Annotated in this window: 13 protein-coding genes; 5 read left to right on the top strand and 8 right to left on the bottom strand. The window is 67.9% G+C overall.

The window, feature by feature from the left end; all coding sequences use genetic code 11:
- Nucleotides 1-445 precede the first annotated feature (445 nt).
- Both groL and groES read right to left on the bottom strand, forming a co-directional pair.
- The gene (gene groL / locus QE360_RS09490; RefSeq protein ID WP_309701054.1) at nt 446-2,086 is read right to left on the bottom strand and encodes a chaperonin GroEL; all 1,641 of its coding nucleotides are present in this window, start codon (nt 2,084-2,086) and stop codon (nt 446-448) included.
- A gap of 57 nt (nt 2,087-2,143) precedes the next feature.
- The gene (gene groES, locus QE360_RS09485; RefSeq protein WP_230483787.1) at nt 2,144-2,431 is read right to left on the bottom strand and encodes a co-chaperone GroES; all 288 of its coding nucleotides are present in this window, start codon (nt 2,429-2,431) and stop codon (nt 2,144-2,146) included.
- A gap of 226 nt (nt 2,432-2,657) precedes the next feature.
- On the opposite strand from groES, the gene sppA reads away from it, so the two are divergent.
- The 5 genes from sppA to QE360_RS09460 all read left to right on the top strand — a co-directional run bounded on the left by sppA (nt 2,658) and on the right by QE360_RS09460 (nt 8,961).
- Nucleotides 2,658-4,622, top strand: a complete 1,965-nt coding sequence (gene sppA, locus QE360_RS09480; RefSeq protein WP_309701052.1) for a signal peptide peptidase SppA — start codon at nt 2,658-2,660, stop codon at nt 4,620-4,622.
- A gap of 206 nt (nt 4,623-4,828) precedes the next feature.
- Nucleotides 4,829-5,419, top strand: coding sequence for an N-acetyltransferase family protein (locus QE360_RS09475; RefSeq protein WP_309701050.1), 591 nt, complete (start codon nt 4,829-4,831; stop codon nt 5,417-5,419).
- A 146-nt stretch (nt 5,420-5,565) separates the two neighbouring features.
- Nucleotides 5,566-7,056 carry a glucose-6-phosphate isomerase gene (gene pgi, locus QE360_RS09470; protein WP_309701048.1) on the top strand — a complete coding sequence of 497 codons (1,491 nt, stop codon included), beginning with the start codon at nt 5,566-5,568 and terminating at the stop codon, nt 7,054-7,056.
- 224 nt (nt 7,057-7,280) lie between these two features.
- Nucleotides 7,281-8,630, top strand: coding sequence for a glutathione-disulfide reductase (gor, locus tag QE360_RS09465; RefSeq protein WP_309701046.1), 1,350 nt, complete (start codon nt 7,281-7,283; stop codon nt 8,628-8,630).
- 163 nt (nt 8,631-8,793) lie between these two features.
- Nucleotides 8,794-8,961 (top strand): hypothetical protein, encoded by a 168-nt coding sequence (locus tag QE360_RS09460; protein ID WP_307100613.1) that lies wholly within the window; start codon nt 8,794-8,796, stop codon nt 8,959-8,961.
- A 15-nt stretch (nt 8,962-8,976) separates the two neighbouring features.
- On the opposite strand, the gene QE360_RS09455 is transcribed toward QE360_RS09460, so the two are convergent.
- The 6 genes from QE360_RS09455 to QE360_RS09430 form a co-directional block, all read right to left on the bottom strand.
- Nucleotides 8,977-9,600: a glutathione S-transferase family protein gene (locus QE360_RS09455; protein ID WP_309701044.1), complete on the bottom strand. Its 624-nt coding sequence runs from the start codon at nt 9,598-9,600 to the stop codon at nt 8,977-8,979.
- A 30-nt stretch (nt 9,601-9,630) separates the two neighbouring features.
- Nucleotides 9,631-10,527: a dienelactone hydrolase family protein gene (locus QE360_RS09450; RefSeq protein ID WP_309701043.1), complete on the bottom strand. Its 897-nt coding sequence runs from the start codon at nt 10,525-10,527 to the stop codon at nt 9,631-9,633.
- Between the two features lie 282 nt (nt 10,528-10,809).
- On the bottom strand, nt 10,810-12,777 hold the full coding sequence (gene ftsH / locus QE360_RS09445; protein ID WP_307100618.1) for an ATP-dependent zinc metalloprotease FtsH: 1,968 nt from the start codon (nt 12,775-12,777) through the stop codon (nt 10,810-10,812).
- Nucleotides 12,778-12,901: 124 nt separating this feature from the next.
- Nucleotides 12,902-13,894 (bottom strand): tRNA lysidine(34) synthetase TilS, encoded by a 993-nt coding sequence (gene tilS, locus QE360_RS09440; protein WP_307100620.1) that lies wholly within the window; start codon nt 13,892-13,894, stop codon nt 12,902-12,904.
- A 107-nt stretch (nt 13,895-14,001) separates the two neighbouring features.
- A complete protein-coding gene (locus QE360_RS09435) occupies nt 14,002-14,937 on the bottom strand; it encodes a tetratricopeptide repeat protein (RefSeq protein ID WP_309697182.1) in 936 nt (311 codons plus the stop codon).
- A gap of 73 nt (nt 14,938-15,010) precedes the next feature.
- Nucleotides 15,011-15,967: a helix-turn-helix domain-containing protein gene (locus tag QE360_RS09430; protein WP_309701040.1), complete on the bottom strand. Its 957-nt coding sequence runs from the start codon at nt 15,965-15,967 to the stop codon at nt 15,011-15,013.
- Nucleotides 15,968-16,040 lie beyond the last annotated feature (73 nt).

Here is a 16,040-nt window from a genome sequence, read left to right as displayed (position 1 = left end):
CACGCCCCACCATCTCCGCAAGGGGATTCCCGTGGCCTTCGACTACGCTCAGGCTGAACGGAGGGCAGACTGTGGGATCGCGCCGACGCTCCCCACCCCCGTTCGCACTGAGCGAAGTCGAAGTGCACGCCACGCCATCTCCGCAAGGGGATTCCCATGGCCTTCGACTGCGCTCAGGCTGAACGGAGGGAAGGATGTGGGATAGCGCCGACGCTCCCCCACCCCGTTCGCACTGAGCGAAGTCGAAGTGCACGCCACGCCATCTCCGCGAAGGCATTCCCGTGGCCTTCGACTGCGCTCAGGCTGAACGGAGTTCGGGACCATGAAGTAGACACAAAAAAGGGCCCGGGGATCGCTCCCCGGGCCCTTTCTGTTGGCTTTGCCGCACGGACAGGCCGGTCCGGTTCCCGGCGAGGCGCAAGCCCCGCCGGTTGCCGATTCCGACTTAGAAGTCCATGCCGCCCATGCCGCCCATGCCGCCACCGGCGGGCATGGCGGGCTTGTCTTCGGGCAGCTCGGCCACGGTGGCTTCCGTGGTGATGAGCAGGCCCGCGACCGACGCCGCGTTCTGGAGCGCGGTGCGCACGACCTTGGTCGGGTCGATGACGCCGGCGGCGACCAGGTTCTCATACGTGTCGGTCGACGCGTTGAAGCCGAACGAGGTGTCGTCCTGGTCGAGCAGCTTGCCCGACACGACCGCACCGTCATGACCCGCGTTCTGAGCGATCTGGCGAACCAGCGCGGTCAGCGACTTGCGAACGATGTCGATACCGCGGGTCTGGTCGTCGTTGACGCCCTTGACGCCGTCCAGCGCCTTGGTCGCGTACAGCAGCGCCGTACCACCGCCGGGGACGATGCCCTCTTCGACGGCCGCGCGGGTCGCGTGCAGCGCGTCGTCGACGCGGTCCTTGCGCTCCTTCACCTCGACCTCGGTCGCACCGCCGACCTTGATGACGGCCACGCCGCCAGCGAGCTTGGCCAGACGCTCCTGGAGCTTCTCGCGGTCGTAATCGCTGGTGGTGTTCTCGATCTGCGCACGGATCGCCTCGGTGCGGCCCTTGATCGCGTCGGCATCACCCGCACCATCGACGATGGTGGTGTTGTCCTTGTCGATCGTGACGCGCTTGGCGGTGCCCAGCATGCCGACGGTGACGGTCTCGAGCTTGATGCCCAGGTCTTCCGAGATCAGCTCGCCCGCGGTCAGGATGGCGATGTCTTCCAGCATCGCCTTGCGACGATCGCCGAAGCCCGGTGCCTTGACCGCCGCGACCTTCAGGCCGCCGCGCAGCTTGTTGACGACGAGCGTGGCGAGCGCCTCACCCTCGATGTCCTCGGCGATGATCAGGAGCGGACGGCCCGACTGGACGACGGCTTCCAGGATCGGGAGCATCGCCTGCAGGTTCGAAAGCTTCTTCTCGTGGATCAGGATGTACGGGTCGTTGAGTTCGACCGTCATCTTTTCCGGGTTGGTGATGAAGTAGGGCGACAGGTAACCACGGTCGAACTGCATGCCCTCGACGACGTCGAGTTCGAATTCGAGGCCCTTGGCCTCCTCGACGGTGATGACGCCTTCCTTGCCGACCTTTTCCATGGCCTCGGCGATCTTCTCGCCGACTTCACGGTCGCCGTTCGCCGAGATGATGCCGACCTGGGCAACTTCCTGGCTGCCCGAGACGGGCTTCGAGCGCGACTTGATGTCCTCGGTCACCTTGGCGACGGCGATGTCGATGCCGCGCTTCAGGTCCATCGGGTTCATGCCGGCCGCGACCGACTTCATGCCCTCGCGGACGATCGCCTGAGCGAGGACGGTCGCGGTGGTGGTGCCGTCACCGGCGATGTCGTTGGTCTTCGACGCCACTTCGCGCACCATCTGCGCGCCCATATTCTCGAACTTGTCCTTGAGTTCGATTTCCTTGGCGACCGAGACGCCGTCCTTGGTGATGCGGGGCGCACCGAACGACTTGTCGATCACGACGTTGCGGCCCTTCGGCCCCAGCGTGACCTTGACGGCATCGGCGAGGATGTCGACGCCCTTCAGAATGCGCTCACGCGCGTCGCGCGAAAACTTGACTTCCTTGGCTGCCATGGTGGCTACCCTTTCGATCTGGAATTGTCAGAAAAACGGAAAAGAAGAAACGGTCGCTCAGCCGATGATGCCGAGGATGTCCGATTCCTTCATGATCAGCAGGTCTTCACCGTTCACCTTGACCTCGGTGCCCGACCACTTGCCGAACAGAATGCGGTCGCCCGCCTTCACGTCCAGCGGGGTCAGCTTGCCGTCTTCGGCCTTCGCGCCCGAACCGGCGGCGACAACCTCGCCCTCCTGGGGCTTTTCCTTGGCGGTGTCGGGGATGATGATCCCACCGGCCGTCTTTTCCTCGGCCTCGACGCGACGGACGAGAACGCGGTCGTGCAACGGACGAAAGTTCATTGCCATGTCCCTTTATCTGGCATGTTACACTTTTCTGGCACTCGAGCCATGCGAGTGCCAACGCCACCGGATATGTGAACGCCGGTTCAGGCCGTCAACGACCCCCATCAAAAAATTTCGACCGGCCGCCCCGAAAGCGGGAACAAAATCGCGGTGCGGCGGCGTCCGTATTGGGTGGCTAATACGGACCATTGCCGCGCCTTCGCGGCTGGGGTAGCGATGGGGAATGACCGACGCTCGCGCAGACGCTCTTCCGCCCGCCTCTCCCCTCGACCAGGATTTCAGCCGACCGGGACGCAAGCCGGGCAAGCGCAGCGGCTGGCGCATCCTGAAGGCGGCGTGGCGGCTGCTGGTCGGGATCAAGGATTTCCTGGTCCTGGCGGCAATGCTGTTGTTCTTCGGCCTGATCTTCGCCGCGCTCAACGCACGGCCGGGGACCAAGGCGATCACCGACGGCGCCCTCCTCCTCAAGCTGGACGGCCCGATCGTCGAGCAGCCCGAGACCATCGCGCCGCTCGCCATGCTGTCGGGGCGCAGCGTCCCGCACGAATATCGCCTGCGCGATCTGGTCCGCGCGATCGATACGGCTCGCGACGATGGCCGGGTGAAGCTGCTGGTCCTCAACCTGGATGCGTTCGGCGGGGCTTATCCTGCGACCTTGCAGGAGGTCGGCGACGCGATCCAGCGCTTCCGCAAGGGCGGCAAGCCGGTGCTGGCCTATGCCACGGCCTATACCGACGGCGCCTATCGCCTGGCCGCGAACGCCAGCGAGATCTGGGTCAACCCGCTGGGCGGCACGCTGTTCGCGGGGCCGGGCGGCAACCAGCTCTATTACAAGGGCCTGATCGACAAGCTGGGCGTCAACGCGCATGTCTACCGCGTCGGCAAGTTCAAGTCCTTCGTCGAACCCTATATCCGCGCCGACCAGAGCCCCGAGGCGCGCGCGGCCTCGCAGGCGCTGTACGGCACGCTGTTCGCCCAGTGGCGCGAGGGCGTCGCCAAGGCGCGGCCCAAGGCGCAGATCGACAGTTTCCTGGCCCAGCCCGACCGCGCGGTGCTGGCCGCGAACGGCAGCATCGCCGATGCGAACCTGAAGGCCGGGCTGGTCGACAGGCTGGGTGACAAGCTGGCCTTCGGCAAGCGCGTCGCCGAGATTGCGGGCGCGGATGCGAGCAAGCCCGCGGGCAGCTTCCGGACCATCTCCTACGCTTCCTGGGTTCGTGCCCATCCCCTGCCGACGCAGGGCGACGCGATCGGCGTGCTGACCATCGCGGGCAATATCGTCGATGGCGAGGCGGGCCCCGGCACCGCGGCGGGCGATACGATCGCCAAGGCGCTGCTCGACGGGCTGGCCAAGAAGAAACTGAAGGCGCTGGTCGTCCGCGTCGCCTCGCCCGGCGGCTCGGTGCTGGCCTCCGAGCAGATCCGCCAGGCGATCCTGGAGGCCAAGCGCCAGAAGCTGCCCGTCATCGTGTCGATGGGCGGCCTGGCTGCGTCGGGCGGCTATTGGGTCTCGACCCCCGCCGACCTGATCTTTGCCGAACCGGGCACGATCACCGGGTCGATCGGCATCTTCGGGCTGATCCCCTCATTCGAGAACACGCTGGCCAAGATCGGCATCACCACCGACGGGGTGAAGACCACGCCGCTGACCGGCCAGCCCGATGTGCTGGGCGGCTTCACCCCGATGCTCGACACCATCCTCCAGGCGGGGATCGAGAATGGCTATCGCCAGTTCCTGACCCGCGTCGCCGAGTCGCGCCACATGTCGGTGGAAAAGGTCGACACCATCGCGCAGGGACGCGTGTGGGACGGCGGCACCGCACGGCAGATCGGGCTGGTCGACCGGTTCGGCACCCTGTCCGACGCGATCGCCGAGGCCGCGCGCCGCGCCAAGCTGGACCCCGCCAAGGTCCATGCCGAATATCTGGAGAAGAAGCCGGGCTTCGCCGCGATGCTGGCGGAGGGGTTCGACAGCGACGATGACGACACGCAGCAGGGCGGCGACGTGTTCGCCATCGCGGCGGCGGAGCGTCGCGCGGTCGCGGCCCGCGCGCTGGGCGATGTCGCGCGGCTGGCGCGCGGCGGGTCGGTGCAGGCGCGCTGCTTGGAATGCGGCGGCCTGGGTCCGGTGGGCTCGGTCAGCGACGAGCGGCTGCTCGACCTGCTGATCACAAAGCTGGGGCTGTGAGTTGATCCGCCACCTCCGTTCAGCCTGAGCGAAGTCGAAGGCCAAGGGAAACCCTTTACCCCTATGTGGGGCGTGCACTTCGACTTCGCTCAGGGCGAACGGGGCTTGGGATTGTGGCGTTCCCAAAACGGCCTGCGGGAATCGGGGCTTTCCGAACGGCGCGTCCGCGCGCTAGGCAGGCCCATCGTTTCAGGAGACGCACCCCCATGATCGCCATTCGCGCCGCCCGCCCCGATGACGCCGCCGCCATCGCCGCCATCTATGCGCCGCATGTGCTGGCGGGCGTGGTGTCCTTCGAGACGCAGGCGCCCGATGCCGATGCGATGCGCGCGCGGATGGCGGGCGCGGACGGGCTGTATCCGTGGATCGTCGCCACGCTGAGCGACGAGGCGGGCCGCGAGGATGCGGTGATCGGCTATGCCTATGCCGCGCGCTTCCGCGAGCGCGAGGCGTATCGCTGGGTGGTGGAGACGACCATCTATGTCGCCGACGTGTCGCAACGCGCGGGCGTCGGACGGCTGCTCTATGAAGCGCTGGTCGACACGCTGACCGCGCAGGGCTTCACCCAGGCGATGGGCGTGATCGCGCTGCCCAATGACGGATCGATCAAGCTGCACGAGGCGGTCGGCTTCCGCCGCGCGGGCGTCTTTCGCGAGGTCGGGCACAAGCATGGCCGCTGGATCGATGTCGGCTATTGGCAGCGCGAACTGGCCCAGCCCGTGCCCCAGCCCGCCGAGCCCCGGCGCTTTGCCGATGTCGGCGTGGTGCGCGACCCGGTGGCGGTGAAGCACCGCTGATCGATCCGCCGCAGGTCCCCCGCCCGTGGCGATTTCGCGTGCCAGCCTGATCCACCATACCAATCTAGGGCTTGGCTTTGCGCACCCGCATTGTCTAACGCCGTGGATGAAGCCCTTTGGGGCAGGTCAAGGAAGGAACAGGCATCATGGCTGCCGACTGGTCGACGATCGAATCGCTCCCGCAGACTCCGCTTCTCGATCTTTTCGCGAATGATCCCAACCGGCTGGCCTCGCTCAGTCTGGACGTGGCGGGCATCCATTTCGACTGGTCCAAGACGCATCTGACGCCCGACGCCGTCGCCGCCTTCGCCGAACTGGCCAAGGCCAAGGGACTGGCTGCCAAGCGCGACGCGCTGTTCGGCGGCGAGGTGGTCAACGTCACCGAGGGCCGCGCGGTCGAGCACACCGCCGAGCGTGGCGAGGGCAATCCCGAAAGCGTCGCCACCGCCCGCGCCTCGCACGCCCGGATGCGCGCGCTGATCGACGCGATCGAGGCCGAGGCGCTGGGCCCCATCCGCCATGTCCTGCACATCGGCATCGGCGGATCGGCGCTGGGCCCCGACCTGCTGGTCGACGCGCTGGGCCGCGACAGCGACCGCTATGACGTCGCGATCGTCTCCAATGTCGACGGCATGGCGCTGGAGGAGGTGTTCAAGCGCTTCGACCCCGCCGCCACCTTGCTGGTCGTCGCGTCCAAGACCTTTACCACCACCGAGACGATGCTCAACGCCACCTCGGCGCTCCAGTGGATGACCGAGCACGGCGTGGAAGACCCCTATGGCCGGGTCATCGCACTGACCGCCAACCCCGCCAAGGCGGTCGAATGGGGCGTGGACGAGACGCGCATCCTGTCCTTCGCCGAATCGGTCGGCGGCCGCTATTCGCTCTGGTCGACGATCGGCTTTCCCGCCGCGCTGGGCCTGGGCTGGGACGCGTTCGAGGAATTGCTGGAGGGCGCCGCCGAGATGGACCGCCATTTCCGCCTGACCGACCTGTCGCAGAACGCCCCCGCGCTCGCCGCCTTTGCCGACCTCTATTACACCCAGGTCCGCCATGCCGAGACGCGCGCGCCCTTCGCCTATGACGAGCGGCTGCGCCTTCTGCCCTCCTATCTCCAGCAGCTGGAGATGGAATCGAACGGCAAGGGCGTGACCGTCGACGGCCAGCCGGTCGGCCGTCCCACCGCCGCGATCACCTGGGGCGGGGTCGGCACCGATGCGCAGCATGCGGTGTTCCAGCTGCTCCACCAGGGCACCCACCTCGTCCCTGTCGAGTTCATCGCGGTGGTCGAGCCGGGCGACGTGCTGAGCGACGAGCATCACCGCCAGCTGCTGCTCAACGCCTTCGCGCAGGGCGCCGCGCTGATGAAGGGCAAGACGGTCGATGACCCCGCGCGCAGCTATTCGGGCGATCGTCCGTCCTCGACCATCCTGCTCGAGACGCTCGACCCGCGCACGCTGGGCGCGCTGATCGCCTTTTACGAGCACCGCGTGTTCGTGAACGGCGTGATCCTGGGCATCAACAGCTTCGACCAGTTCGGCGTCGAACTGGGCAAGGAAATGGCCAAGGCCGCCGATCAGGGCGGGCAGGATTTCGATCCCTCGACCGAGGACCTGATCAAGCGCGCCTTTGGATGATCCGATCCTCCCCTGCAAAGGGGGGGGGCAGCGAAGCGGGTGGAGGGGTGTCGCCATCTCGATAGCGGGACACCCCTTCCGTCACGCTACGCGTGCCACCTCCCCTTGCGGGGGAGGAATTTGAATTTCCGATCACTGTCAGGGGGACGCTGAACTTGGCTCGGCGTCCCCCGTTATGCTTTTAGGCGGGCCTGTCGCCCCCATTCCCCGGAGAAACCGATCCCATGGCTGAGTATGACTATGACCTGTTCGTCATCGGCGCAGGCTCGGGGGGAACGCGGGCGTCGCGGGTCGCCGCGGCGCATGGCGCGCGCGTGGCGGTGGCCGAGGAATATCGCGTCGGCGGCACCTGCGTCATCCGTGGCTGCGTGCCGAAGAAGCTGCTCGTATACGGCGCGCATTTCGCCGAGGATCTGAAGGACGCCCGCCGCTTCGGCTGGCAGGTGCCCAGCGAGTGCGAATTTTCGTGGAAGACGCTGCGCGACAATGTCCTGTCGGAGGTCGATCGGCTGAACGGCGCCTATACCAACACGCTGGAAAGCCATAAGGTCGAGATCATCCAGCAGCGCGCGGTCGTTACCGGCCCGCACAGCGTGCGCCTGGCCGACGGGACGGAGAAGACCGCCGACAAGATCCTGATCGCGGTCGGCGCGCATCCCGCCGTCCCCTCCTGCCCCGGCCATGAGCATGGCATCACCTCCAACGAGGCGTTCCATCTCGATGCGATCCCCAGCCGCGTGCTGATCGCAGGCGCGGGCTATATCGCCAACGAATTTGCGGGCGTCTTCCACCAGTTCGGCGCGCACGTCACGCTGATCAACCGCAGCAAGGATATCCTTCGCGGATACGACCTGACGATCCGCGACCGGCTGCTCCAGATCTCGATGATGAAGGGGATCGAGTTCCGCTTCGACGCGACCTTCGAGGGGATCGAGAAGCAGGCGGACGGATCGCTGCTGGTCTCCATGTCGAACCATGCGCCGATCGAGGTCGATCTGGTCATGTTCGCGACCGGCCGCCTGCCCAACACCCATGGGCTGGGGCTGGAATCGGCGGGCGTCGAACTGGACGAGCATGGCGCGATCAAGGTGGACGAGGATAATCGTTCGACCTGCGACAGCATCTATGCGGTCGGCGACGTGACCAACCGCGTCCAGCTGACCCCGGTGGCGATCCGTGAGGGACAGGCCTTTGCCGATACGATCTTCGGCAACAAGCCGACCCGCGTCGATTATGACTGCATCCCCGCCGCCGTGTTCAGCCACCCACCCATGGCGGGGGTCGGCATGACCGAGGCGCAGGCCAAGCAGAAGCTGGGCTCGGTCCGCGTCTATACCTCCGACTTCCGCCCGATGAAGAATGTGCTGGCGGGGCGCGACGAGCGTGCGCTCTACAAGATGGTGTGCGACGGCGACACCGACCGGGTGGTCGGGCTGCACATGATCGGCCCCGACGTGCCCGAGATCATCCAGGCCGCGGCGGTCGCGGTGAAGGCCGGGCTCACCAAGGCACAGTTCGACGCCACCGTCGCGCTGCACCCGACCATGGCCGAGGAACTGGTCCTGATGCGCTGACCCGCGCGCACCCTGCCCCCGAGTGTCCCGCTCGGGGGCAGATGGTCACTTGGCCCCGGACAATCGTTATCGCGAAAAAAGTTATCGAAGCTTAAGCCTCGCGCGTTATGCGATTGCACGGCCGTCACGCGATGGCCCGAAACCCGTTGCCCTGGAAACCGCGATGTCCGCTCCTGCCCCGACCCTCGATCAGATCATCGCGCTGGCCCAGGCCGCGCTGGAGGGCGCCGATGCGTTGAACCAGCCGCTGGCCGGCAATCACTTCGCCGCAGGGCTCGACATGCTGCGCGCCGCCCAGCAGGCGCAGCGCGCGTTTCCGGTACTCGCCTGACCCGCCGGGGCGAAGTCAGGCCGCCCCTTCCTCGACCCTTTCGTCGTCCAACGCAGTGGCGCGCGCATGGGCGGGGCGCTCGCTCAACCGGCCGATATAGGCCATGACCGGCTCGGTCTTGGGCAGCAGCCCGAACTGGGTGAACCACATCAGCTGCGACCCCAGATAGACATCGGCCGCGGTGAAGCAATCCCCCGCGATATAGGGATGGCGCGCCACCGCATCGCCGATCACCGCCACCGCCCGGTCGAAATCGCCATAGCCCGCCATGCGCTGCTGCTCGACCGTCGGGGTCACGCCCATCGCGCGGTTGGTGATCGCCGCCTCCAGCGGGCCCGCCGCGAAGAACAGCCAGCGATAATAATCGGCGCGCTCCGCCGGCAATGGCGCCAACCCGGCATCCGGAAAGGTATCGGCCAGATAGGCGCAGATCGCGGCGGTTTCGGTCACGACCTGTCCGCGATGGACGATGGCGGGCACCTTCATCATCGGGTTGATCGCGCGATAGGCGGGCGCGACCATCGTCGTCCCATAGTCGAGCACCACCGTGTCGTAAGAGGCCCCACTTTCCTCCAGCATCCAGCGCGCGATGCGGCCGCGCGAGCGGGGGTTGGTGTAGAGCGTCAGATCGTCGGTCACCCCGTGTCTCCTCGATAAATGCTCGACCGGTCAGACCCGGTCGAGATGGCGATGCAGGAAGCGCGTCGTTCGCTCCCATGCCTGTGCGGCCGCCGCCGCGTCATAGCGCGCCGCCGAGCTGTCATTGTTGAACGCATGATCGACGCCGGGATAGGTGAAGGCCTCGACCGGCCGCCCCGCCGCCTTGAGCGCCGCGGCCCAGGGCATGCCGGTCGCGTTCACACGCGCATCCTTGCCGGCGTAATGGAGCATCAGCGGCGTGCGGACCTTCACCGCCTCGGCCGGGTCGGGGGCGGGCCCATAATAGGCGACCCCCGCCGCCAAGGCCGGTCCCGCCGCCACCGCCAGCCGGTTGACGAACGCCCCGCCCCAGCAAAAGCCGACCGCGCCGACCTTGCCCGTCCCCTTCCGGTCCGCCCGCCCCTGGTCGATCATCGCCCGCGCCTGGGCCAGCGCCAGATCATAGTCGAGCGTACCGATCAGGGTGCGCGCCTTGTCCTCGTCGGGCGGCGTGCCACCCTGGGGGGCGAGCAGGTCAGGCGCGATCGCATGGAATCCGGCCAGCGCCAGCCGCCGCGCGACATCCTCGATATGCGGGGTCAGACCGCGATTCTCATGGATGACCAGGACCGTGCCCAGCCGCTTCCGCGCGGCCCTGGGACTGGCGAGATAGGCCGCCGACCGCGCGCCCGCCTCCATGCCCTCGCGCCGGTCGATCCGCAGCCGCGTGTCGTGCGGATCGGTCTGCGCGGCCGCCGCCGGGCTGGCGGCGATGCCGAGGATCAGCGCCTCGGCCGCCGCGGCCGACCCGGCCAGCGCGGTCATCTGGCGCAACAGGGTGCGGCGGTCGTGATGCTCATGGGTGAAAGCGTCATAGATCCGGACGGCCCGGTCATGCAGCGAATCGGTCGGGGGGATATCGGTCATGCGGGCATCCTCCACTCCTGATCGCGGGTCCGGCATCGGCGCCGGTGATTTTGCGATCCGGATGAAGAGCTTAGTCGGGTGCGGGGGCCGGGGCTAGGCTTGATCGGGTCCGGTTGGGACATGGCCTTCGACTTCGCTCAGGCCGAACGGAGAGAGGGACCGCCCCCCTCACCCGAGACCGCCGTTCACGCTGAGCGAAGTCGAAGCGCACGGGAGGGCGCGCCTCCAAACAAAAAGGCCACCCCCTTTCGGGGATGGCCCTGTGTCAGCTTGGCCGGAAGATCACGCCCCCAACGGGCTCGGCGATCCGAACGGTCCGGGGCCGCGCCGCGTCTTCGGGATCGAGGTTCCCGCCTTGGCGATCGGCACCGCCTTCGCCTTGGGATCGTCGCGACCGATATCGTCGCCAGCGATCAGCTTCTTGATCTCGTCGCCCGACAGCGTCTCATATTCCAGCAGCGCACCGGCCAGCAGATGGAGCTGGTCGACATGCTCGGTCAGGACGTGCTTGGCGCGGTGCAGGCCGCCCTCGACGATCGACTTGATCTCGTCGTCGATCAGCTGCGCGGTCTGGTTGGACATGCGCACCGGCTGGCTGGACGAATAACCCAGGAAGCTCTCGCCCTCGGGCTGGGCATATTCCACCGGGCCGACCTTGTCCGACATGCCCCATTTGGTGACCATGTCGCGCGCCAGACCCGTGGCATATTGGATGTCGCCGCTCGCGCCGCTCGACACCTTGTCGTAACCGAAGATGATCTCCTCGGCGACACGACCGCCCATGGCGACCGCCAGATTCGCGTACATCTTGTCGCGGTGATAGCTGTACGAGTCGCGCTCCGGCAGGCGCATCACCATGCCCAGCGCGCGACCGCGCGGGATGATCGTCGCCTTGTGGATCGGGTCCGAAGCCGGTTCGTGCAGCGCGATGATCGCATGGCCCGCCTCGTGATAGGCGGTCATCCGCTTCTCGTCCTCGGTCATGACCATCGAGCGACGCTCGGCACCCATCATGACCTTGTCCTTGGCTTCCTCGAACTCGGCATTGGCGACCAGACGCTTGCCCTTGCGCGCCGCCATCAGCGCGGCCTCGTTGACCAGATTGGCCAGATCCGCGCCCGAGAAGCCCGGCGTGCCGCGCGCGATGACGCGGGCGTCGACGTCGGGGGCCAGCGGCACCTTCTTCATATGGACTTCGAGGATCTTTACGCGGCCATCGATGTCCGGGCGCGGCACCACGACCTGGCGGTCGAAGCGGCCGGGACGCAGCAGCGCGGGGTCGAGCACGTCGGGGCGGTTGGTCGCGGCGATGATGATGATGCCCTCATTGGCCTCGAAACCATCCATCTCGACCAGCAGCTGGTTCAGCGTCTGCTCGCGCTCGTCATTGCCGTTGCCCAGGCCCGCACCGCGATGGCGGCCGACCGCGTCGATTTCGTCGATGAAGACGATGCAGGGCGCGCTCTTCTTGGCCTGTTCGAACATGTCGCGCACGCGGCTGGCGCCGACGCCGACGAACATCTCGACGAAGTCCGAACCCGAAATGGTGAAGAAGGGCACGCCCGCCTCACCCGCGATCGCGCGCGCCAGCAGCGTCTTGCCGGTGCCGGGCGAGCCGACCAGCAGCGCGCCCTTCGGGATCTTGCCGCCCAGCCGGGCGAACTTCGACGGGTCCTTCAGGAACTCCACGATTTCCTGCAACTCTTCGCGCGCTTCGTCGATGCCGGCCACATCGTCGAACGTCACCTTGCCTTCCTTCTGGGTCAGCATCCGCGCACGGCTCTTGCCAAAGCCCATCGCACCGCTGGCTCCGCCGCCCTTCTGCATCTGGCGCAGGACGAAGAAGGCAATGCCGATGAACAGCAGGAACGGCAGCGAGTTGTACAGCATCAGCATCCAGATCGACGGGCCTTCCTCGGCCTTGGCCGTGAAGGTCACGCCCTTGTCGCGCAGACGCGGGATCAGCTGCGAATCGGGAACCGGGCTGGTGCGGAACTTCTCGCCCGACGACAGCGTGCCGGTGATCGAATCGCGCGAGATGACGGCGGTCTTCACCGTCCCCTCGTCCACCTTGTCGAGGAAGGTGGAATATTCGATCTGGTTGCCGCTCTGCGCCGACGATCCCGCGCCGGACAGGCTGACGAACAGGGCGAGCGCCATCAGGATGCCCACCCAGATCAACAGGCTCTTCATCCAGGGGTTGCCGCCCCCATTGGGATCGGGGCTCTGTTGCTTGTCGTTGTCGTTCATCGGTGCCGGATACCTTTCAGCCCTCAAGATAGGCACAGCGAGGTTAATGGCAATGGAACAACGCCGATCAAAGTGATCGAGCGCCCCCTCCGATGTCGATCACGCGCCCGAGTCCGCCCCCGGCTCAGCCGGTGCGGCGGGGCGGCGCGGGGCGGAAGCGCCAGATACCCGACCGCACGCTGGCGATCACGCCCGCCTGGGTCGCGCGGCTGCCTTGCGCCAGCGCGTCGAGCAGCTTCTCGATATTGCCGCCCTCGTTCCAGGCGGGAGCCTCGATCGCGGCGGCGGCGCGGACGGTGCCGATCGCGCGCCGCGCCAGCCGACGCCCCAGCTCGCGCGGCAGGTCGGCGGCGGCGATGCGGACATTGTCGCCATCGATCTGCGCCCGCTCCTGCCACAGCCAGTCGACCGTCGCGCGCAGATCGGTGTCCGCCTCGGCCAGCTGCGCCGCCGCCCGCGCGAGCTGCGCCACGCCCAGCCATTCATGCCCGTCGAGCAACTGGCGGAACCGGGTGCGGTCGTGCCGGGGATCGTGATTGGCGGGATCGTCGACAAAGGGCGCCTCGGCGCGGCGGACGATCCGGCGCAGCTCGGCGCGGCGCCAGTCGAGCAGCGGGCGCAGCACCGTCATCCCTGCGATGACCGTCCGGGCCCGGACCCCGGACAGGCCCGACAGTCCGGCCCCGCGCGCAGCGCGCATCAGGAAGGTCTCGGCCTGGTCGTCGGCATGATGCGCGGTCAGGATCGCCGCCGCGCCGATCGCGCGCGCCTGCTCGGCGAGCAGCGCATAGCGGACCTCGCGCGCCTGCGCCTGGATGCTGGCCCCCGCGATCGCCTCGCCGGGCCTGAGGGCGTGATGCGGCACGCCCAGCGTGGCGCAATGTGCCGCGACCATCCGCACCTCGTCGGCGGCCTCGGGGCGCAGACCGTGATCGACCGTCGCCACCGCGATCCGCCCCGGAAAGGCCGAAGCCGCCAGCATCAGCATCGCCATGCTGTCGGGGCCGCCCGACACGCCCAGCAACAGCGGCGCCGTATCGGAGGACAAATCGTGAAGGATCGTCAGATCCGCCGCGAAGCGCGCGATCTGATCGACGGCCGTGGCATCGGTGGCCATGATGCTCTCGAAACTGGTGAGGGATGCGCCCGCTCTGGCCCTTCCGCCGGCCGCGCGCAAGGGGTTTCGGCCCCCTGCCCGCCGCCGGTTTCGAGCGGATCAGCCGCTTACTGGCACTTGGCCGCCGAACGTCCCGCCGCGACCTGCCCCTTCATCGCGCCCGAAAGCTTGGCGCCATAGACATCGCTCAGCTCGTCATAGACCTTGCAGGCATCGGCGGCCTTGTTGAGCTTGGTCAGCGCCTGGCCCAGATACATCAGGCTTTCGGGCGCGCGCTCGCCATCGGGGAATTTCTTGTAATTCTCGTAAAAGGCCATCGAGGCGAGGCTGGGTTTGCCCGAGTCGAGATAGGTGCGGCCCAGCAGATTCTGCGCATAGCTGGCGCGGCGGCTCTTGGGATAGTCCGCGACGACCTTCTTCAACTGCGCCTCGGCCTCGGGATAGCGCTTGGCCGCCCACAGGCGATAGCCATAGAGATAGGCGTCCTCGGCCGCATCGCCGGTCGAGGGCTTTTCCACCGCCGCGCCGCCGGCCGCCGCCGGGGTCGCCGTATCGCCGCTGGCGACGACCGCCGCCGGGGTCTTGGTCGGACGGGTCGAGGCCGTCGGCGCGGGGGTTCCGGTGTCGAGCGGCGCGCTCTGCCCGGCCGGGGCGATCGGGGCGGGCCCGGCCTCCAGCGCCTTCAACCGCGCCTCGGTGCCGCGCCTATAGGCGTCGAACTGCTCCTGAAGCTGGCGGGTGCGAAAGCCGTTCTGCTCGATCTGGCCGGTCAGATTGGCCATCTGCTCCTCGAGCGAGGTGACGCGCGAGGTCAGGTCGGCCAGCGCGCTCGTCGCGGGCACGCCGGGGGCCTGCGCCTGGGTCTGGGGCGCGGTGATCTCGGGCTGGACATAGCCGCCCGCGCCGTTCGGAAACACCTTGCGCTGGACCGCGCGCATCTCGCTTTCCAGCTTGCCGACCCGGCCCTCGACATTGGACTGGGCTTGCGCGGCGGTCGGCAGGATCATCACGGCCGCGACCCCGGCCAGCAACAGGTTACGCATCGGTCTCACCCCCCGGTGGGCTGGTTGTTGAACGGACGCGGCACCCTATGCCCCGTCCCGGCTGTCTCCAGCCTTAAAGATCCGCCGGTGCCGTGGCGGCGGGCGTCGGCGACGGCGCGGGGGCGGGCGGTGCCGCCACCCCTGCATCATTGCCGGTCGTCGTCGGGCGCCGCCGCTCCTCGCGCACGCGCAGCGCGGCGACAGGGGTCGGCGAGGCGCTGGCGGCGGGCTGGGGCGCGCCGGACATACGCGCCGCGATCGAGGCGGGGTCGAGCCGCACGTCCTTGATCGCGCGCGAACCGTCGCCCAGCGGCGGGATGGCCGCGCCGTTCAGCGTCACCGCCAGCTTGTCGGGACGGCCGACATTCAACAGCGGCCCCTGCGCATTGGCGGGCACTTCATATTGCTCGCCGGGCTTCAGCGTGCCCATCTTCAGCGTGACGTTGTTGGCGTCATAGACGCGCAGCCAGACATCGCCCTTGGCGGTCAGCACGACCTTGCCGCCCGTCACCGGGGTCGGGCTGGGCGCGGGCGTCGGGGCCGGGGCGGCGGCGTTCGCGTTGGCGAGCGGGGTCGCGGCGGGCACCTCCTGCGCGGTGTGGTCGCGGCGGAACAGGTCGGTGCCATACCACAGCCCGGCGATGATCAGCAGCGCCAGTGCCAGCCCGACGCCGAGGATCGCCAGCCCGCGCGACGGCACGCGGGCGGGATCGGCGATATCCTGGGGCACATATTCGGTGATGCGGCGGCCCAGCCGGTCGACATCGGCGCGCACCGCCTGCGCGATCGCCACCTCGTCCGCGCCCACGGCACGGGCATAGGCCTTGGCGAAGCCGACCGCATAGGTGGCCGATGGCAGGCTCTGATAATCGGATGCCTCGATCGCCGCGAGATGGCGGCTGGGGATACGCGTCCGCGCACCGATATCGCCGAGCGAAAGCCCCTGCGCCTCGCGCGCCGTGCGCAGGACGTCACCGGCGCGGGCAGGTGCCGCCGGTGCGGCATCGTGGCCGGGATTGACCTCGTCCATTCTCAACTCCGAAGTGACCATGGCCCACCCCATGATCGCGGTCGTTCTTTCAGACGGCTGGGATCAAGTCAAC

Origin of the sequence: Sphingomonas sp. SORGH_AS_0789, from assembly GCF_031453055.1 — a bacterium.
Lineage (GTDB): Bacteria > Pseudomonadota > Alphaproteobacteria > Sphingomonadales > Sphingomonadaceae > Sphingomonas.
The sequence above is the reverse complement of the archived record's forward strand: the minus strand, read 5'-3'. Positions and strand labels throughout refer to the sequence as shown.

Bases quoted from the DNA above. Each gene is read 5' to 3' on its own strand.
- groL (WP_309701054.1), bottom strand. From the start codon at position 2,086: ATGGCAGCCAAGGAAGTCAAGTTTTCGCGCGACGCGCGTGAGCGCATT.
- groES (WP_230483787.1), bottom strand. From the start codon at position 2,431: ATGAACTTTCGTCCGTTGCACGACCGCGTTCTCGTCCGTCGCGTCGAG.
- sppA (WP_309701052.1), top strand. From the start codon at position 2,658: ATGACCGACGCTCGCGCAGACGCTCTTCCGCCCGCCTCTCCCCTCGAC.
- QE360_RS09475 (WP_309701050.1), top strand. From the start codon at position 4,829: ATGATCGCCATTCGCGCCGCCCGCCCCGATGACGCCGCCGCCATCGCC.
- pgi (WP_309701048.1), top strand. From the start codon at position 5,566: ATGGCTGCCGACTGGTCGACGATCGAATCGCTCCCGCAGACTCCGCTT.
- gor (WP_309701046.1), top strand. From the start codon at position 7,281: ATGGCTGAGTATGACTATGACCTGTTCGTCATCGGCGCAGGCTCGGGG.
- QE360_RS09460 (WP_307100613.1), top strand. From the start codon at position 8,794: ATGTCCGCTCCTGCCCCGACCCTCGATCAGATCATCGCGCTGGCCCAG.
- QE360_RS09450 (WP_309701043.1), bottom strand. From the start codon at position 10,527: ATGACCGATATCCCCCCGACCGATTCGCTGCATGACCGGGCCGTCCGG.
- ftsH (WP_307100618.1), bottom strand. From the start codon at position 12,777: ATGAACGACAACGACAAGCAACAGAGCCCCGATCCCAATGGGGGCGGC.
- tilS (WP_307100620.1), bottom strand. From the start codon at position 13,894: ATGGCCACCGATGCCACGGCCGTCGATCAGATCGCGCGCTTCGCGGCG.
- QE360_RS09435 (WP_309697182.1), bottom strand. From the start codon at position 14,937: ATGCGTAACCTGTTGCTGGCCGGGGTCGCGGCCGTGATGATCCTGCCG.
- QE360_RS09430 (WP_309701040.1), bottom strand. From the start codon at position 15,967: ATGGACGAGGTCAATCCCGGCCACGATGCCGCACCGGCGGCACCTGCC.